At 70.4% G+C, this 16604-nt stretch carries 19 protein-coding genes and 1 pseudogene; 9 read left to right on the forward strand and 11 right to left on the reverse strand.

From position 1 onward, the window contains the following. Positions 1-424: 424 nt before the first annotated feature. Together ACBR40_RS28465 and ACBR40_RS28470 are read right to left on the reverse strand one after the other, a co-directional pair. Positions 425-721 (reverse strand): hypothetical protein, encoded by a 297-nt coding sequence (locus ACBR40_RS28465; protein ID WP_344210327.1) that lies wholly within the window; start codon positions 719-721, stop codon positions 425-427. Then, the gene (locus ACBR40_RS28470; RefSeq protein ID WP_344210325.1) at positions 718-957 is read right to left on the reverse strand and encodes a hypothetical protein; all 240 of its coding nucleotides are present in this window, start codon (positions 955-957) and stop codon (positions 718-720) included. Before ACBR40_RS28470 ends, ACBR40_RS28465 begins: the two co-directional genes overlap by 4 nt. 101 nt (positions 958-1058) lie before the next feature. Here ACBR40_RS28470 and ACBR40_RS28475 point away from each other — a divergent pair, with 101 nt between their 5' ends. Beyond that, positions 1059-1472 (forward strand): GntR family transcriptional regulator, encoded by a 414-nt coding sequence (locus ACBR40_RS28475; protein ID WP_371250750.1) that lies wholly within the window; start codon positions 1059-1061, stop codon positions 1470-1472. Positions 1473-1595: 123 nt separating this feature from the next. On the opposite strand, the gene ACBR40_RS28480 is transcribed toward ACBR40_RS28475, so the two are convergent. After that, the gene (locus ACBR40_RS28480; protein ID WP_371250751.1) at positions 1596-1970 is read right to left on the reverse strand and encodes a hypothetical protein; all 375 of its coding nucleotides are present in this window, start codon (positions 1968-1970) and stop codon (positions 1596-1598) included. Between the two features lie 27 nt (positions 1971-1997). Here ACBR40_RS28480 and ACBR40_RS28485 point away from each other — a divergent pair. The 3 genes and pseudogenes from ACBR40_RS28485 to ACBR40_RS28495 all read left to right on the forward strand — a co-directional run. Continuing rightward, positions 1998-2166, forward strand: a pseudogene (locus ACBR40_RS28485) (IS256 family transposase); the annotation flags it as partial. Between the two features lie 47 nt (positions 2167-2213). Next, complete coding sequence (locus ACBR40_RS28490) at positions 2214-2711, forward strand: HAD domain-containing protein (protein WP_371250752.1); 498 nt, start codon at positions 2214-2216, stop codon at positions 2709-2711. Further along, the gene (locus tag ACBR40_RS28495; protein WP_371250753.1) at positions 2626-3204 is read left to right on the forward strand and encodes a hypothetical protein; all 579 of its coding nucleotides are present in this window, start codon (positions 2626-2628) and stop codon (positions 3202-3204) included. The genes ACBR40_RS28490 and ACBR40_RS28495 overlap by 86 nt, the downstream gene beginning before the upstream one ends. Before the next feature lie 67 nt (positions 3205-3271). On the opposite strand, the gene ACBR40_RS28500 is transcribed toward ACBR40_RS28495, so the two are convergent. From ACBR40_RS28500 to ACBR40_RS28510, 3 genes are read right to left on the reverse strand one after another with little or no spacing between them, the layout of a single operon-like run. Continuing rightward, entirely contained in the window at positions 3272-4243 is a 972-nt protein-coding gene (locus ACBR40_RS28500) for a lipoprotein (protein WP_371250754.1), read from the reverse strand. 22 nt (positions 4244-4265) lie between these two features. Continuing rightward, on the reverse strand, positions 4266-4562 hold the full coding sequence (locus ACBR40_RS28505; protein ID WP_371250755.1) for a hypothetical protein: 297 nt from the start codon (positions 4560-4562) through the stop codon (positions 4266-4268). A 42-nt stretch (positions 4563-4604) separates the two neighbouring features. Next, positions 4605-6278, reverse strand: a complete 1674-nt coding sequence (locus ACBR40_RS28510) for a hypothetical protein (RefSeq protein ID WP_371250756.1) — start codon at positions 6276-6278, stop codon at positions 4605-4607. A 224-nt stretch (positions 6279-6502) separates the two neighbouring features. On the opposite strand from ACBR40_RS28510, the gene ACBR40_RS28515 reads away from it, so the two are divergent. The 4 genes from ACBR40_RS28515 to ACBR40_RS28530 all read left to right on the forward strand — a co-directional run bounded on the left by ACBR40_RS28515 (position 6503) and on the right by ACBR40_RS28530 (position 10142). Next, positions 6503-8017 carry a serine/threonine-protein kinase gene (locus ACBR40_RS28515; RefSeq protein ID WP_371250757.1) on the forward strand — a complete coding sequence of 505 codons (1515 nt, stop codon included), beginning with the start codon at positions 6503-6505 and terminating at the stop codon, positions 8015-8017. 31 nt (positions 8018-8048) lie between these two features. After that, on the forward strand, positions 8049-8468 hold the full coding sequence (locus ACBR40_RS28520) for a VOC family protein (protein WP_344210307.1): 420 nt from the start codon (positions 8049-8051) through the stop codon (positions 8466-8468). Between the two features lie 63 nt (positions 8469-8531). Further along, positions 8532-9254, forward strand: a complete 723-nt coding sequence (locus tag ACBR40_RS28525; protein WP_371250758.1) for an MBL fold metallo-hydrolase — start codon at positions 8532-8534, stop codon at positions 9252-9254. Between the two features lie 75 nt (positions 9255-9329). Next, the gene (locus tag ACBR40_RS28530) at positions 9330-10142 is read left to right on the forward strand and encodes a hypothetical protein (protein ID WP_371250759.1); all 813 of its coding nucleotides are present in this window, start codon (positions 9330-9332) and stop codon (positions 10140-10142) included. Positions 10143-10145: 3 nt separating this feature from the next. Here ACBR40_RS28530 and ACBR40_RS28535 read toward each other — a convergent pair whose 3' ends face one another. The 4 genes from ACBR40_RS28535 to ACBR40_RS28550 form a co-directional block, all read right to left on the reverse strand. Beyond that, a complete protein-coding gene (locus tag ACBR40_RS28535) occupies positions 10146-10883 on the reverse strand; it encodes a DUF4097 family beta strand repeat-containing protein (RefSeq protein ID WP_371250760.1) in 738 nt (245 codons plus the stop codon). A gap of 82 nt (positions 10884-10965) precedes the next feature. Then, positions 10966-11805: an LLM class flavin-dependent oxidoreductase gene (locus ACBR40_RS28540; protein WP_371250761.1), complete on the reverse strand. Its 840-nt coding sequence runs from the start codon at positions 11803-11805 to the stop codon at positions 10966-10968. Between the two features lie 66 nt (positions 11806-11871). Continuing rightward, positions 11872-12219 carry an STAS domain-containing protein gene (locus ACBR40_RS28545; RefSeq protein WP_344210299.1) on the reverse strand — a complete coding sequence of 116 codons (348 nt, stop codon included), beginning with the start codon at positions 12217-12219 and terminating at the stop codon, positions 11872-11874. A 34-nt stretch (positions 12220-12253) separates the two neighbouring features. Then, a complete protein-coding gene (locus tag ACBR40_RS28550; protein ID WP_371250762.1) occupies positions 12254-13699 on the reverse strand; it encodes an LCP family protein in 1446 nt (481 codons plus the stop codon). Positions 13700-13779: 80 nt separating this feature from the next. On the opposite strand from ACBR40_RS28550, the gene ACBR40_RS28555 reads away from it, so the two are divergent. After that, the gene (locus ACBR40_RS28555) at positions 13780-14802 is read left to right on the forward strand and encodes a glycosyltransferase family 2 protein (protein ID WP_344210295.1); all 1023 of its coding nucleotides are present in this window, start codon (positions 13780-13782) and stop codon (positions 14800-14802) included. Here ACBR40_RS28555 and ACBR40_RS28560 read toward each other — a convergent pair. Continuing rightward, positions 14797-16533: a CDP-glycerol glycerophosphotransferase family protein gene (locus tag ACBR40_RS28560; protein WP_371250763.1), complete on the reverse strand. Its 1737-nt coding sequence runs from the start codon at positions 16531-16533 to the stop codon at positions 14797-14799. The two genes, ACBR40_RS28555 and ACBR40_RS28560, sit on opposite strands and share 6 nt — an antisense overlap. Between the last annotated feature and the right edge of the window lie 71 nt (positions 16534-16604).

Below are 16604 nucleotides of genomic sequence, written 5' to 3' on the forward strand. Positions count from 1 at the left end.
CTTACTGCCTGCTCAGGCCCATGATCGACGTGCTTTCTCAGCGTGCGGAATCAAGCACCGGAGAACACCCAGATCTACGAGGGCACCAACCAGATCCAGCGCATGGTCATGGCCCGCCAGCTCCTCAAGTAGGCGTTGCCGAAGGGCAAGGTCTTCGCAGGGGGCGCTTCGCGCGAAAGCTCAGGCGTTCTCATCGGGGGGCACAGCCCCCCGAACCCCCAGCCCGAAGGCGCGGTCCTCGCGGGGGCGCTTCGCGCCTGGGCTCGGGCAGTTTCATTGGGGGGCACGGCCCCCCAAACCCCCAGTCAAACCCTGCGGCAGGCTGGCCGGCTGTCGGGCCATCGACGTGTCCATAACGAGCCTGGGAGCGGCCGGCTTACTCAACGAGTAGGCTCCTCGCGCCAGGTACGACCCTGTTGTTCCTTCATCGCGCCTGCCCGAGCAGGATACGCAGCCAGAGCCGTGCGGCCTGGGGGGCACGCATCCGATCGGATTCGTGCTCGGTCACGCCGTCAGAACGGTAGAGCCGCCGTATGAAGTGCAGGCCGCCTGCCTGGCACAGTTCGTACACAATGCGCTGGCACTCGCAGGTGTGATCGCGCACCCGGAACCGATCATTACGAGGATCGGGCTCCTGCCAGGTGAGCCGCTCGTAGCCGGCTTGGGGCGCGGCCGGATGAATCCCGTGGTACGGCTTCCCGAAATCACCCAGGTCCGTCACAGGCTCGCCCTCGCGTTGCGCGAAAGGGTAAAGGCGAGTTCGTGTTGCCATTCCAGCTCCCGGACGAGCGCGGCGGGGTCGTCACCGCTCACTGTCTGGGCCATCCCGGCATCGATCTGTTCATTGCTCAGGGGCATCGCTCGCCGTGTGGCGTACCAGCTTCCGGGGCCGGTGTCGGTCGCGCCGCGCCAGATCACCCAGTTCGGGTACCGGGCTGCCAGTTCCTGAAGTGTCATTGGGCCAGCCGATCAGGTGGGGTCAACGTTCCTCCTAATGTAGCTACATACGTACGTAGGCGCAATCGGAAGTGCGTACAGTACTACGTAGCTTCGATGCCATGGCCATTGACCCCAGCGCCGACCGCCCGGTCTACAAGCAGCTCGCCGACCTGATCCGGGCACGCATCGAAGGGGGAGACCTGCGCCCCGGCCAGAGACTCCCCGCTGAAAGCGACTACGTGGCCGAGTTCGGCATCTCCCGAGACTCGGTCCGTCGGGCCATGGCCGTACTCAGGGGAGAGGGGCTCATCATCACCGAGCTGCGCGGCTCACGCGTCCGAGACGCAGGCGAAGCCGTTACCGTCCAGATATCCCCCGGAACCCAGGTCGCAGCCCGCATGCCTACCGAGCCCGAACGCAAGCAACTCGGCGTAGCCGAAGGCGTGCCCATCCTGGTCATCACTGACCCAGACGGAGAAACCCGCCTACTCCCTGCAGACCGCACCATCGCCAAGGTCGGCGACGAAGCCTAACCCGCCGCTCCATCAACAGACTTCGTCCGGAACCCGAAACGATGTGCAATCACCTCCGAGCCCGCACCGTCCGCGTGCGAAGACATCCTGAAGCGACGGTCGTACCTGATCACATAGCAGGGGCTATCGCCGCATGAAAGGGACGTCATAGGCAGGAGGCTGGCCGTTCATCAGCTCGGTCAGGTCCTCATCGGTCAGGGCAAGCTCGAAGGCGTTGCCTGCTTGCCGTGGTGTCCAGCCGTGCCTGAGCGCGGTCCGTATGATCGCCGCGACCAGCACCGGCCGTAGGGCCATCGTCCGTTCTCCCCACCATGCGTCTGGCCGTGAGCAAGGGAGCGACACCAGAAGGACGCGACCCGACGCGTCGGCCAGTTCCACCGCGAAGGTCATGGGACCCCAGCTGTTGCCCTGGCAATATGTGGGCTTACGACGGACGCGCCAGCGGTATACGGTGCCATCCATAGTGATGAGCCGCGAACCCTTCTTCGGGATCGCCATGAGTAACCACCTGCCCTGTCCCGTGCGGATGTACTGCGGGCGTTCTCCAATCAATCGGCCGAACGCTGGACCCGCCTTGCGCACCACGAGCCCGATTGAGTCGACTTTCTCCACTGTCCGACTGCGGAGCAAGGTCACCCGCGGTGCCGGTCACCGCGCGGCGCTCCTGGCGATGACGTTCAAGCTCATCGAGTCCCGCTTCGAACGAGGCGTACTCGTCAAGTGTGACGAGTACGCCGCAGCATGACCAGCCATGCGGAACGCCCGCTGCTCTTCCTCGATGTCGACGGGCCGCTGCTCCCGTTCGGTGAGGACCCGCATCGTGAGCCGTTGGCCACCACGCCCCGATCGCACGTGGCGCGGCTCACCATCGAGGTGGGGCGTCGACTGGCGGCGCTGCCCTGCGAACTCGTCTGGGCCACCACCTGGGAAGAGGAGGCGAACGTCGAGATAGCACCCCGAATCGGGCTGCCACGTCTGCCAGTCGTGACCTGGCCGGAGTCATCCGACGAGCATGAACGCGAGGACCAGTGGTTCAGGCTCTGCTGGAAGACCCGGACCCTGGTGAGCTGGGCGGCCGGACGCCCGTTCGCCTGGGTGGACGACGAGATCACCGACGCCGATCGCGACTGGGTCTCCACGCACCACAGCGGCCGTGCACTTCTTCACCACGTGGAGGCGTTCCGGGGACTCGCCGACGAAGACTTCGCGGTCCTCGATCAATGGCTTCGAGCTCTGTGATTCCTCTGACGGACAGAAGTGGGGGCTGTGGTTGGCGGGTGACAACCTCGCCGGGGCACTGATGTGGGACGGCGTGCGCTGCGTGATCAGCGTCTTCGTGGTTCACGCTCGGGAGACGGCACCCGCACTGGATTTCCGTACGGACCAGATGGCGCCCCGGCAGGTGAAGGTCTACGAGCTCGAGGACGAGGATGACCTCCTGCCGGGGCGGCGGGTGACTGAGTACGACCTGATCTTCGATGGGGTTCCCGAGCGGCTGCCCGGCTACTTGGAGGTCTGCCTGGGACGGGCCTGCGAGGTGGGTGTGGTGGCTTGGCTGGGGTTCGAGGGGTCGTTCCACTTCAGCGAGCTGTTGACGCCGGACATCGCCAGCTCGATATACGGGGTTTGCGCCTCGGGCTCGCCCGTGGAGCTGGCGTTGGAGGCGGAGGAACGGGCCGGCGAACGATGGCGGGAGGTGCTCCAGCGCCACGCGGACGCGCTCGCCACCTGACGTCACCTGTCGCGGCGGGCCAGTGCAGCGTGCGCGCCCCCACGTGCTTGCGCCGGCATTTACCGCCTCATGGCTTGGTCAGGGTTTGGAGGTCGCCCCGGACCAGCATCTGGTTGGCGAACATTACGTTCGTGGTGTCGTTCAGCGTCAGAACGGCCCGCAGCACGGTGTGATCGTCCGAGCTGACCCGGTCGTGCGCGATCTGCGCGGCATGCTTTCCGTACGTCCCGCCGTCACCCATGGTCCCCGTCGGGACGAGGCGGGTCGTCAGGGCGCGTTCGACGTCGGCGGTGGCGGATGCCGACGGCAGTACGCAGATGACGTTGACGGGCCGGTCTTTCAGGTCGGCCGGGCGGCGCAGCCCCACCCCGTACAGGGTGACGGTTTCACTGGGCGAAGTCATGATCGTGGCGGCGGCGACGTCGCCGAGGCAGGAGGCCATGGCAGCGTACGCCGGCTTGTCGGCCAGCGTGGTGTCCCCGCCCAGGACGGCGGTGAGGGGGTCGGGGGACGAGGCGGTAGCCACTAGGGAGTCGGTGACCACGACCTGGTTGAGCTGGTTGGTCACGCCGGGAACGATCGTGCGGGCCAGGTCGATCTCGTCGCCGGGGGAGAACGAGAGCCCTTCGTGGCCGCCCATCTCACGGGGCTTGGCGCCGTGGGCGGTCAGTTTCTTGCGTACGGCGTCCGCATCGACCTCGCCATCGAACCGGAACGCCTGCTGCGGAGGCACACCGATCGAGATCGCCCGCGTACCGGCCGTGGGGGTCATGCCCGTGGCCTCGGGCAGGGCCGCCGCGGCTGAGGCGAAGCTGCCCAGGCCGGAGACGGATGCGGGTAACCAGCGGCGGGCCTCGGCGGCGCCCGCCTTGACGCCCAGGTCACGCCACCAAGCCGGTTCGCCGTACTCGAAGTACGCGGCGGCGGGTCCCTCTCCGGAGACGGCGGCCATCGCTTCCTTCAGGCCGCCTTCGCCGGAGTTCTGCCCACATCCGGTCAGGGCCAGCAGTGCTGTCAGTGCCACGGTGATTCTTCGCATGGGCGCGAGCGTAGTTGGCTACTCAGTCATTCAGGTGGGCCAGGGCGGTGCTGGTCACGCGTACGGCGTCGTCGATCCAGGCCGGGATGGGCTCGCCGATGATCGGCCGGACGACGCCGTAGGGGGAGTCGCGGCACGCCAGGGCGATCACCTCCAGTCCGTGCGGGGTGATGCGGCCGTAGCGGCGTTCGTGGTAGATCGAGCCCGAAGGGGCTCCGAGCAGCGCGGTGACGTGGCCGATGGTGGCCGCGCGCCAGTGCTCGAAGGCCGCGTCCCGTGCCGCGTCAAGGATCTGGTCGTGGGTGAACGAGGGCCCCATGAGGCTGATTCGCCCGGCCTCATGGGGTCCGTTCTCCGGCGTTCACGGCTTCAGGGTGAGCTTCTTCCTCGACGTGCCCGGAAACACCACGACCAGGTGCTGTTCCTCCCCTCCGGCGTCGGTCCGTACGTAGACGCGGAGCCGGTAGCGGCCCTTGCCCTTGATCGCCAGGTTCGGCATCGGGGCGCCCGCGCCCACCTCGCCCCCGTCCAACTCCGGGACGGTGAGCCGGCCGGTGCGGCTGACGATCGGCACCTCCTCGACCTGCTGCCACCCGGCCGTCCGCCGGGGCGGCGCGGTGCGGAACGCCTTCACGGTGAGGCACAGGTCGGAGACGTCCTCGATGTGCCCGACGAGCGCGGAGTTGCGGCCGACGGTGACGAGGCCGTCGCCGCTGTACAGCTTGTCCGCCTCCTCCTCGGCCGCTTCGTCTCCAGGGTCGTGGACCAGGTAGCCGGGATCGCCGTCCACGAACAGGAAGTATTTGGCCGTGGCCTGGACGACGCCCTTCGCGCGGGGCCACGGGTCGCGGCACTTCGCGTTCTCCTCGGCGATGTAGGCGTCGTTCGCCGCCTGCGTCTCCTCGGCCGAGCGCAGCAGTTCGGGATGGGTCGCGCCGATGATCTCGGGGCAGACGTAGACGAGGTCCCACGGGTCGACCCCCCAGGACGGCCGCGCGCTCCCGGCGCGCGTCAGGATCGCCACCTGCTCGTCGCGGTCCTTCGCCCGGCACAGCGCCCGCCCGTACGCGAGGATCGCCTGGTCCGACATGCTGTCCGGGAACATGGGCGGGCCTCCGCCGTCCATGCCTCGCGCCACGCACAGGAACACGGCGTCGCGTTGCGCGGGCTTCAGGTCGCCGAAGCTGGGCCGGTCATAGCAGTCCGTCGACCAGCCGGTGTAGGTGAGGCGCGCGGCCTGCTCCGGGTGGATCATCGCGATGATCGGCAGGACGGTCACGGTCGCCACCGCGACGCGGATCATCCGCTGCCTGGCGGGCGGAAGATCCGGTACGGGGTTCTCGGTGGGCAACTCGCGGGCGGTCGCCGCCATCCACACGGTGGTGACGAGCCCCATCGCGTCCAGCATGACCGGCAACACCAGACCGCCGCCCGGGAACTGTCCGGCGAGCAGGTTGAGCGGGATCAACAGCGTGTAGACACCCATGGACGCCCACCCCGCGATCAGCGTGCCGCGGCTCCAACGGCCGTCGCGCCACTGCCCGACGACCGTGAGGACGGTCGCCGCCGCACTGCCCAGCATCAGGCCCAGCACGACGACCTCGCCCCAGTGGACCTGAGGGAGGTCGAGGTCGTCGAGCAGTTGGTCGGCCATCCCGGCCAACTCGACCGCGAACAGCGCTGCGGCCGCCGCGCGCAACAGGCGGGACCGCCAACGGATGACGAGCAGGTAGAGGACGTCGATCGCGGTCCACAGCGCGAGCTGGAATGCCGTGTCGACCGCGTCGGGGAGCAGCCCGATCGGGTACCACAGCACGAGGGCGTACGCCACCGCCAGATACAGCAGCCGGCGCAGCGCTCTCGCCCGGCGATCCAGCGGTCCCGGCAGGGGAGCACGCAGGATCAGCCACAGGAACGCGGCCTTCACCAGGGCGGTCACGAGCAGCATCACGGTCGTCGAGGTGTCGAATCCGGCGCGTTCGCCGTACGGCGGCGACCATTGGACGGCCATCCAGAGCCAGTCGTCGCCGAACACCAGGCCCGCGACGGTCGCCGCAAGAACCAGACCTACTGAGCCGATCCTGATAACCCGCCATAAATGATCAGAAGACACGGGACGCGAGCCTAGCGCGGCACTGGCCTACGAGCCGGTACCGAATATGCCCGCATCGCGCCGCAAAAGGCGCGCTCGGGCGATGGGCGGAAAACCGGATGCGCGGTACGAGGCCGCAGAACAGAGCCGGTCAATAAGATCGCTGGATGAGCGACCCCGGCGGCTTCGGCCCCCTGACGATGGACGAGCGCGAGTCGATCGGCCCTTACCGGATCGTGGGACGGATGGGCGCGGGCGGCATGGGGGTCGTCTACGCGGGGGTCGCGGCCGACGGCGCCCGGGTCGCGGTCAAGGTCATCCATCCGGGGCTGGCGGCGGACCCGCAGTTCCTGGCCCGGTTCGTCCGTGAGGTGGAGCTGCTGTCGCGGGTGCGGGGGCGCTGCGTCGTCTCGGTGCTGGACGCCGACACCGGCGCGATGCCGCCCTGGCTGGCCACCGAGTTCGTTCCGGGGCCGACGCTCAGCACGTACGTCCAGCAGAACGCGCCGCTGCCCCCCGACAGGCTGCTCTCGTTCGGCGCCGACATCGCCGAGGCGCTCACCGACATCCACCGGGCCGGCATCGTGCACCGCGACCTCAAGCCCGGGAACGTCATCCTCGCCGACTCCGGCGCGAAGGTCCTGGACTTCGGCATCGCGCGGGCCCTCGACGAGAGCGGGCTCACGGGCACCGGCGCGCTGATCGGCACGCCCGGCTGGATCAGTCCCGAGCAGTACCGGGGCGGCCAGGCGGACGCCGCCGCCGACGTCTTCGCGTGGGGCGCGCTCATGACGTACGCGGCCACCGGGCGCCCGCCCTTCGGCACCGGGGCTCCCGATGTCCTCGCTTATCGGGTCATGGGCGTCGATCCCGATTTATCCGGGGTGCCGAAGGAGGTCCGCGAGCTCGTACGGAGCGCGCTCGCCAAGGACCGCACGGCCCGGCCGCCCGCCGAGGAGGTGCTCGCCCGGCTCACCGCGATCAGGTCGGGCACGGGCCCGACGCCCGTCACCCTGCCCCTGACGCGTACGAAGGTCCTGCCGCCCCCGGCGGTGCCCGCCAGGCGCAGGTTGATTCCGGGATGGGCGGCCGCGGCGGTGGCCGTCGCCGTAGTGGCCGTCGTGGCCGGGGGAGCGGCGCTGGCGTCGAACTCCGGACGAGGACTGCTGGAGGCGCTGCTGAGCCCGAGCGAACGTCCGACCGTGACGACGAAGACGTACGAGGAGACCCCGACCCCGGACACGAGCGACGAGACCAAGGACCAGCCCACGGACGACGCCACCACGGACGACCCCACAGATCAAGCCGAGGACGAGACGGCGCCCCCGGAAGAGACGGCCACCCCGGAGAAGACGCGTCTCCCACGCAAGCAGCCGGCCTCCACAGCCCCCACCCCATGCGCGTCCGAGAGCTCCATCCTCCGTGAGGCCGCCGCGCTGAACGGCGGCAACCTCCCGTCGGACGCCGCCGTCGCGGCCCGGCTGTGCGTGGGGAACTGGGTGGCGGCCAGGATCGAATCCCCGAGCGTCGGCGGCATCGACCTGATCGCCACGCGCGACGCCACCCGCTTCCTGGACGGCGACATCGGCAGCAACCTCTGCTCGCGCGACTACGGCTCGAAGCTGGTGACGGCCGCGCCCGCCCGCATCACGTCGTTCCTCTGCCCCAACGGCGTCGACTGACCAAGGGGGGCGGGGCCGTTAGGGTCGCGGCATGGAGGACACGACCGAGCCCGTCACCGGCTCCCTGCACCACGTCGAGATCTGGGTGCCCGACCTGGACCGCGCGACCCGGAGCTGGGGCTGGCTGCTCACGGAGCTGGGGTACGAGGTGTTCCAGGAGTGGCCGGACGGCCGGAGCTGGCGGCTGGGGACGACGTACGTGGTGCTGGAGCGGTCGCCCGCGCTCACCGCGGGCAGCCACGACCGGCTGCGTCCCGGCCTGAACCACCTCGCCTTCCACGCGGGCGGCCGGGCCGAGGTGGACGCTCTGGCCGGGCGGGCCGCCGCCCACGGCTGGACGTTGCTCTTCCCCGAGCGTCACCCGTACGCCGGCGGCGAGCGCCACTACGCGGCCTATCTGGCGGACGAGGACGGCTACGAGGTGGAGCTGGTCGCGTACGGAAAAGGCTGAAGTGGGCCTCTCTCCCGTATATCCGGTGTGAGATTCTTCGGAACGGCTACCACGGGGGGCGTATTGACCAGGGTCACCTTTCTCGGCACCGGCAATTTCACCGGCATCGGCCGCTATTGGAATGGATTCGTGCTCGACGATCACATTCTGGTCGAGCCGTCGCCCACCGCGCTGCCCCACCTGCATCGCTGCGGCATCGACGTGGCCGGCCTCGACGTGGTGGCGATCTCGCACTTTCACGCCGACCACACCTTCGGCTGGCCTTTCCTGCTGCTCGAACTGCTGCACCGGCACGCCGCCACGCCGCTCCACGTGGTGGGGCCGCCGGGGGTCGAGCGGTTCCTGCGGACGATGATGGACGTCGCCGGCGTTCCCGGCATCCACGAGGAGGCGCACGAGAAGCTCGACCTCCGCTACGTCGAGGTGGACTGCTCGTGGCAGGTGGCGGGACCGGTCAAGTTCCGGGCCGTGGAGGTGGACCACGTGCCGCATCTCGACTGCTACGGCTACGTCTTCGAACGCGACGGCGGGACCGTCGGCTACTCGGGTGACACGCGGCCGTGCGCGGGCCTCGACGCGCTCGCGGCGGCCAGCGACACGCTCATCCTGGAGTGCAACGGCCCGCACCACCCGGCGGCCGGGCACATGGAGGTCGCGCACGTGGAGGCGTTGCGCGAGCGCTTCCCCGCCCTGCCGTTCGTGCTGACCCACCTGGGGGCGGGGGTGGAGGCGGGGCACATCGAGCGCTGCCTGGTGCCGGACGACTTCCAGACGATTGAGATCTGACCGCCTGCGATCGCTGTTAGGGTCGTGCCCATTCTCTTGATCACCTAGAGCATCCCGTCATGCAGGGGGAGGGTCATGCGGACCACGAGCAAGATCGCCGTCGTCACTTCCATGCTCGTCGCCTCGGGCGCCGCTCCGGCGGCGGCGGCGAGCGCGCGGACGGCGCCCGCCTTCGTGGCCTATCACGACGTGAGCGCCGCCGAGAGCGCCAAGCAGGTACGCCGGCTCAAGGACCAGGGCTACCGCCCGCTGACCATGAACGTCTCCGACGGCGAACGGTACGCCGCCGTCTGGGTCAAGGGCGGCTCGTCACAGTGGAGCGTCCGGCAGGGCATGTCGGTCTCCGACTACCGGCAGCGCTTCGACGCCGCGCTGAAGGAGGGCGCCCAGCCGGTGTCGGTGTCGGCGACGGGCCCGGCGGGCTCGGCCGTGTTCGCGGCCGTCTTCGAGAAGAAGGCCGGCAAGGTCTACGCCCGCCACCACCTCACCGGGAGCGAGTTCGCCGCGGCCGACAAGTACGCCACCGGCAAGGGCCTCGCCCTGACCTCCGTGGACGCGTACGGCACCCCGGACGACGTCCGCTACGTGGCGGTCTGGGCCACGAACCCGGGCGGCGCTTCGTCCTTCACCCACGGCCTGAGCCGCGCCCGGCACGAGGCCGAGTTCCACGCGAGGAAGGACAAGGGCTTCCGTCCGGTCAAGGTCGCGGTCGCGCCCGACGGCACGTACGCGGCGGTGTGGCGCAAGGACGGGCTCAAGTCGTGGGCGCACTACATCGACATGAGCGCGTCGGGCTACCAGGCCCGGTTCGACCAGCTCAAGGACCAGGGGTTCCGCCCGGTCCAGGTGAACGCCGAGAACGGCAGGTACGCCGCCGTCTGGGAGTAGCGGTCACCGCACGCGGACGCGGACGTTCCCGGTGCCGCTGCGGGCGACGATGGCGGCCGGCGCCTTCGGGTCGTTCCTGACCTCGGAGTCGACGGAGCCGTCCTTGCTGCGGGCGGTCACCGCGTACGAGCCCTTCGGCACCGTCGCCGTCACCCGGCCGTCAGCGGACTCGAGGTCCAGGTCGGCCGGGGCGGTGACGAAGGTGACGTCGATCGCGCCGTCCACGGTCCGGGCGCGAACGGCCGGAGAGGTCAGGCCGGTGGCGGTGATCGGGCCGTCGCTGCGCAGGCGCAGCCGGCCCGAGGCGGTGTCCACCTGGATGTGCTCGCGCGAGACCGCGTCCACGTCCTGCTTGAGCTCCTTGAGTATGACGCCGTCCGGGGCCTCGACGGTGACGTGGACGGCGGGCGGCACCTTGACGTGGTAGCGGGCGCCGCAGTCGCCGAAGATCATGCTGCAGTCCGCGCCGAGCCGCAGGACGCCGTCGCGCAGGGACCAGGTGGCGTTGCCCTCGCGGGCCGCCTTGCCGCGCACCCAGCGTTCCACCTGGACCGAGCCGGCCGCGCCGGGCAGGACGCGGACGCCGCCCAGCGAGGAGACGATCTTCAGCTCGGTGCCCGTCACGGGGAACGCGCGGGTGGCGCGGACGTCTTCGGCGTCGAGGCCGCCGCATCCGGCCGTGGTGAGGGCCGTCAGGGCCGCGACGGCGGTTGAGGCTGCGATCGCAGCGAGTCGCGTCATGGGATCGATCTTCGCGACAAGGGGCCCCACCCTCATCGGCCATCTGACCGACCACCATCGGTCAGATGGCCACCAACCCGGGTTAAAGGGCCGCCAGGAGCGCCCGGACGTGCCGCAGCGGGTCGGCGAGGTCCAGCGGCCGTACCACGACGGTGTCCGCCCCGGCCGCCGCCAGCCACTTGATCCGCTCGGCGGCCTCCTCGGCCGTCCCGGTCGCCATCACCACGTCCTCGGGCGCCACCCCCAGGAACCCGGCCTGCTCCTCGATCAGCCCGCGATCGACCGTGTAGCCGTCGCCGACCCCGAGGAAGGTGAACATCACCACCTCGTGCCCGTCCCCGGCCCCGATGGTCTTCCGCATGGCGGTGAGCTGCGCGGGCCCGACGCCTTCCGGCAGGATGGTGCCGTCCGCCACCCGCCCGGACAGCGCCAGCGACTTCGGCCCTTTCACCCCGGCCAGCAGCGGCGGGACGGTGGCGGGCGGGTGCACGAGCGAGACCCCGTCGAGCCGGACCTCCCGGCCCTCCAGCGTCACTGTCTCGCCCCGCAGCAGCGCCCGTACGGACGTGATCGTCTCCTCCAGCAGCGCCAGCGGCGACGCGGGGGCCGCCCCGGCCTGCCGCATCCATTCCCGTACGCCGTGCCCGATCCCGGCGGCGAGCCGCCCCGGGTGCAGTCGGGCGAGGTTGCCCAGCTCCATGGCCAGCAGCACCGGGTTGCGCAGGGGAGCGGGGGTGATGCCGATGCCGACGCGCAGGCGGGAGGTGACCGCCAGGGCGGTCGCGGCCGAGGTGAGGCCGCCCGCCCAGCCGAGGTCCTCGACCACCCACAGGTCGTCGGCGGAGCTGTCGTCCAGCTCCCTGGCGAACGGCACGAGCCGCTCGGGCGGCAGGCCCCGGTCGAACATCACGCCAAGTCTCACGGTTTCCTCCAGCAGTTGCGGGAACACCCGGCCGACAACCGAGTATCCAGCACGGGAGGAAGAGGGTCAGGCCGCCGTTCCGAGTGCCGTACGGGCCGCGTTCATCGAGTCCGTGGTCTCGAAGTGCCGGTCGAGGTTCGTGATCGTCAGCAGATGCTTGATCATGCCCGGGGCCAGCACCAGGATGAGCCGCCCGCGCAGGTGCTGGATGTGGTTGAGCGTGGCGACCAGGACACCGAGGCCGACCGAGTCGCAGAACGGCACCTCGCTGAGATCGAGCACGAGGTTAGGGGGGTCGGCCTCGGCTATGGCCTGCTCCAGCTCGGCCTGCAGCCGGGGAGCGGCGGCCACGTCGAGATCGCCGACGACGTGCAGGACGGTGCAGGGGTCCTCTCGCCAGTATCTGACCACCATGACCAGCACCTGCCCGACACGCGAAAAGATATGCCTATTGCTTACATATGTTCTGCATTGCCGTTTTGGTGGTTGGTGTAACAGCGGGTTTCGGAGTGGCGTCGGACGAGGTCTTTTTCGCGATTTTCGGCTGGTCGCTGCCGACGATCACCTCGATGCCCTTCACGTCCGCCTTCTTCAGCTCCGCGCCGGGAACGGCGGCGGCGACCACGCGGGCGGCGGCCTCCTGCCCCTCGGGATAGCGGATCAGGGTCCGCTTGTAGTCCTTCTTGTCGGTGTTGCCGGGCTCGTCGGGCACCTTGAAGCCGTACGCGACCAGCCCCTCCTTCGTCCGCGCCCCGAGCCCGGTGATCAGCGTGCCGTTCTTGACCTTGAGCGTGACGCTGCCCGGCGCGATCGCGGAGGGCTTGGCCGAGGGCGTGGCGGCGGCCGTCGGCGTGGGCTTGGTGACGTCCTGGTCGCTGTCGATCTTGGCGAACAGGTCCTTGGCGGCCGGCTTGTCCCACAGCACCGCCGACTCGCCCGTGGGGGCGCGGTAGTTCACGTCCGCCAGCGGCACGTCCACGAAGCGCACGTTCTGCAGCGAGACGTCGCGCATCTGCACGGCGAGGTCGACCAGGCCGTCGTCCGGGTCCACCTTGACCGTGCCCAGCGTGGAGTTGACGAACGAGGCCAGCTTGGCCGGGTTGCTCAGCGTCTCGGCGCTCAGCGCCCGGTTGAGCAGGGCCGAGATGACCTGCTGCTGGCGGTCGATGCGGTCGAGGTCGGAGCGGGCCGTGGCGCGGGTCCGGGCGTAGAGGAGTGCCTGCACGCCGTCGAGCTGGTGGGTGCCGGCGGCCAGGTTGAGCGCGATCTTCTGGTCGGCGATCGGCACGGGCGTGCAGACGGTGACGCCGCCGAGCGAGTCGACCACGTCGATGAAGCCGAGGATGTTGACCTCGATGTAGCGGTTGATCCGCAGCCCGGTGGTCGCCTCGACGGTCTCCTTGGCCAGCTTCGGCCCGCCGAACTGGTAAGCCGAGTTGATCTTGTGCTCGCCCTTGCCGGGGATCGTCGTCCAGGTGTCGCGCGGCAGGCTCACCACCGTGACCTGGCGGTGGTCCTCCGACAGGTGGATCACCATCATCGTGTCGGTGCGCTGGCCCACCTCGCGGCCCAGCTTGAGGCGGTTCTGCTGCTGCCGGGTGAGGTCGTCGCGCTTGTCCACGCCGACGAGCAGGATGTTCTCGGCGCCGCCGCGCGCCACGGACTCGCCGACGCCCGCGTCCACGGTGCCGATCTGGCGCGGGGTCGCCCACACGACGCCGGTCGTGACCAGCACGCAGGTGGACAGGAACCCGGCGATCAGCACGTTGCGCCGCCGCGCCTTCGCGCTGCGTCTGAACGGCCGGCGCGCACGGTTGGGCGTGAGCCTGACGCCCCCGTAGGCGTCGCCGCCCACGAGCACTCCGGCGTCCTCCTCCTCGCCCGGGTCGCGCATGCCCGTCCCCCCCAAGTCACCCCGGGATCGGGCTTTCGATTGCCCGACTCCCTCGCCGGTACAGTAGCGTGAGCCCCGCCATGAAGCAGTTCCCCGACTCGCCGCACGCGCCCGCGCACACGCGCGCCTGGCCCCCCATCTCCGTCATCATGCCGGTCCTCAACGAGGAGCGGCACCTTCGTGAGGCCGTCGACATGGTCCTCGCGCAGCACTACCCCGGTGACATCGAGGTCGTGCTCGCGGTGGGCCCGTCCCAGGACCGCACCCAGGAGGTCGCCGACGCCATCGCGGCGTCCGACCGCCGGGTCACCGTGGTGCCCAACCCCACCGGCCGCACCCCCAACGCGCTCAACGCCGCGATCGCCGCCTCCCGCAGCGGCATCGTCGCCAGGGTCGACGGGCACGCCATGCTGCCCCCCGACTACCTGCGCATCGCGGTCGAGACCCTGGCCGAGACCGGCGCCGACAACGTCGGCGGCGTCATGGCCGCGGAGGGGATCAGCCCGTTCGAGCAGGCCGTGGCCTGCGCGATGACCTCCAAGATCGGCGTGGGGGCCGCGGCCTTCCACGTCGGAGGCACCGCGGGCCCCGCCGACACCGTCTACCTCGGCGTCTTCCGCCGCTCGGCGCTCGACCGGGTGGGCGGCTACGACGAGCACTTCCAGCGCGCCCAGGACTGGGAGATGAACCACCGCATCCGCCAGAGCGGCGGCCTGGTGTGGTTCCAGCCGCGCATGCGGGTCTCCTACCGGCCGCGGCCCAACGTCAAGGCCCTCGCCAAGCAGTACTTCCACTACGGCCGCTGGCGGCGGGTGGTCGCGCGCACCCACGAGGGCACGATCAACCTGCGCTACCTCGCCCCGCCCGCCGCGGTGCTGGCGATGATCCTCGGGCTGGTCGTCTCGCCGTTCTTCCCGCTGGGGCTGGTCATCCCCGGCGGCTACGCCCTCGCGATCGTCGCCGGCTCGGCCGTGACCGGCAGCCACCTGCCGATGGCCGCCCGGGTGCGGCTCCCGCTGGTGTACGCCGCCATGCACTGCTCCTGGGGCTGGGGCTTCCTCACCAGCCCGCGCAAGCTGGCCAGGCCGCCCCGATCGTCATGACTCCGCGAAGACCCGCTCCACCGCCGCGTTGAAGCGGGTCAGCGCGTCCGGATACTCCGGCCCGAGCAGATAGCTCCTCAGCTTCACCCGCGCCCGGGCCAGGGTGTCCTCCCCGTCCAGGAACTCCGCGAGGCCGGCCAGGTCCTCGCCCAGCAGCACGCCCGCCTCGGTGCTCGGATAGCGCTCGTGGAAGGCGTGCTCGGGCAGCCCCGCGACATTCGTCACCGCGTACGGCTTCTCGCTGGCCAGGAAGTCGGCGACCACGCTGGAGATGTCGCTGATCAGCAGGTCGCACTGGTTGAAGCAGGCGTACAGGTGCGGCTCGGGGCCGGTGACGACGAGGTGCCTGACGTACGTGGCCGGCGCCTCGGCCCGCGAGGGGTGCCGGGCCTTCGACTTGGCCAGCTCCGCCTTCTCGATCATGGCGGCGATCCTCCGGTGCGCCCGCAGGGCCGCCTTGTCGCGGTGCCCGGTCAGCGGGTGCGGCTTGTAGATCACCCGCAGCGGCGGATCGTGCTCCAGCAGCGCCCGCACGATGCGCGGGCCCATCGTCATCAGCGAGGTGTGGAACAGGTCGTCGTTCCAGCCCTCCCAGGTGGGCGCGTACAGCACGGTCCGGTACGGCAGGCCGGGCCCCTCCGTCGAGATGCCCTGCAACTGGGGCCGGCCGACCTCGTGGACGCACTCGTCACGGACGCCGACCTTGGCCTTCCTGTAGCGGTCGCGCCCGGCGGGACCGGCCACCCACACCTCGTCGTAGACCCGGGAGAACGGGTTGAACGAGGCCTCCTTGTCGCTGTCGCCGTGGTTGAGGAACGCGCTGCGCAGGGTCGGGATGCGCAGCATGTGGACGTTGCGGCCGACGTTCGAGACGTACAGGCAGAGCTTGGCGCTGGACAGCGCGCGGAAGCTCATCAGGTCGGCCGACGACGGGATGCACACCATCGGCAGCGACGACGGCTCCAGGTGCCTCGCCATGCCGCGCTCGCGCAGCACCACGATGGCCCGCCGGTCGATGCGTTCCAGCACGGGCAGCCACATGCGGGCCTGGTAGGCGGCGGCCGTCGCGCCGGAGAAGTACAGGATGACCTCGGGGCGGTAGGCGGCCACCTGCGCCCCGACGACCTCCAGCACGCGGACCCGGTCGGTGAGCGGGCGGGTGCGGCGCACGTACGGGAGGAGCGCGAGCACGCCGGCCGCGCCGAGGGCGAGCGCCAGGGCCGCGCCGCAGCAGGCCGCGACCGCGCCCCAGACGGCCCCGAGCACCGGCAGCGCGTCCAGGTAGAGGAAGCGCAGGCCGCGCGGGTCGCCCAGCCAGCCCGGCGGCAGCTTGGGGATGCGCAGCGCCGACACGTCGAGGTTGCGGGTGGTGACCGGCATCCGGGCGAGCGTCTGCCTGAGCCGCAGCGCCAGCCCCGTGTGCAGGGCCCGCATCCCGTGGACGCCGAACATCGAGACCGCCAGCGCCACGAACCACGCCGAATCCGGCCCGGCCGCCCGCGCCACCAGCAGCAGCGCCGCCGTCTCGCGGGCCGCGAAGCGCACCGTGACGCCCAGGTGCGCCTGGCCGAGCAGCTCCAGCGGGCGGCGGGCCAGGCGTGGCGCGGCGTACTCGGCGGCGTAGGACACGAGGGCCGCCGCCCCGAACACCAGCGGAGCCGGCCAGAGCGCCGCCGCCAGCAGGACGGGGTAGGAGGCCAGCAGCGCCGCGATCACGATGAGTCTCCTCATGTGATCGCACGGTAACAAGGTCAGGGTCAAGCGCCGTCCACGTACCCGTCTGTCGCGTGCCCTGATAGCGG

The sequence above is a fragment of the Nonomuraea sp. AD125B genome, from assembly GCF_041402765.1.
Taxonomy (GTDB): domain Bacteria; phylum Actinomycetota; class Actinomycetes; order Streptosporangiales; family Streptosporangiaceae; genus Nonomuraea; species Nonomuraea bangladeshensis.

What these genes read in the sequence shown, in the direction of transcription:
- ACBR40_RS28470 (WP_344210325.1), bottom strand. Translation starts at nt 957, where the DNA reads ATGACACTTCAGGAACTGGCAGCCCGGTACCCGAACTGGGTGATCTGG.
- ACBR40_RS28475 (WP_371250750.1), top strand. Translation starts at nt 1,059, where the DNA reads ATGGCCATTGACCCCAGCGCCGACCGCCCGGTCTACAAGCAGCTCGCC.
- ACBR40_RS28480 (WP_371250751.1), bottom strand. Translation starts at nt 1,970, where the DNA reads ATGGCGATCCCGAAGAAGGGTTCGCGGCTCATCACTATGGATGGCACC.
- ACBR40_RS28490 (WP_371250752.1), top strand. Translation starts at nt 2,214, where the DNA reads ATGACCAGCCATGCGGAACGCCCGCTGCTCTTCCTCGATGTCGACGGG.
- ACBR40_RS28500 (WP_371250754.1), bottom strand. Translation starts at nt 4,243, where the DNA reads ATGCGAAGAATCACCGTGGCACTGACAGCACTGCTGGCCCTGACCGGA.
- ACBR40_RS28505 (WP_371250755.1), bottom strand. Translation starts at nt 4,562, where the DNA reads ATGGGGCCCTCGTTCACCCACGACCAGATCCTTGACGCGGCACGGGAC.
- ACBR40_RS28515 (WP_371250757.1), top strand. Translation starts at nt 6,503, where the DNA reads ATGAGCGACCCCGGCGGCTTCGGCCCCCTGACGATGGACGAGCGCGAG.
- ACBR40_RS28520 (WP_344210307.1), top strand. Translation starts at nt 8,049, where the DNA reads ATGGAGGACACGACCGAGCCCGTCACCGGCTCCCTGCACCACGTCGAG.
- ACBR40_RS28530 (WP_371250759.1), top strand. Translation starts at nt 9,330, where the DNA reads ATGCGGACCACGAGCAAGATCGCCGTCGTCACTTCCATGCTCGTCGCC.
- ACBR40_RS28535 (WP_371250760.1), bottom strand. Translation starts at nt 10,883, where the DNA reads ATGACGCGACTCGCTGCGATCGCAGCCTCAACCGCCGTCGCGGCCCTG.
- ACBR40_RS28545 (WP_344210299.1), bottom strand. Translation starts at nt 12,219, where the DNA reads ATGGTGGTCAGATACTGGCGAGAGGACCCCTGCACCGTCCTGCACGTC.
- ACBR40_RS28550 (WP_371250762.1), bottom strand. Translation starts at nt 13,699, where the DNA reads ATGCGCGACCCGGGCGAGGAGGAGGACGCCGGAGTGCTCGTGGGCGGC.
- ACBR40_RS28555 (WP_344210295.1), top strand. Translation starts at nt 13,780, where the DNA reads ATGAAGCAGTTCCCCGACTCGCCGCACGCGCCCGCGCACACGCGCGCC.
- ACBR40_RS28560 (WP_371250763.1), bottom strand. Translation starts at nt 16,533, where the DNA reads ATGAGGAGACTCATCGTGATCGCGGCGCTGCTGGCCTCCTACCCCGTC.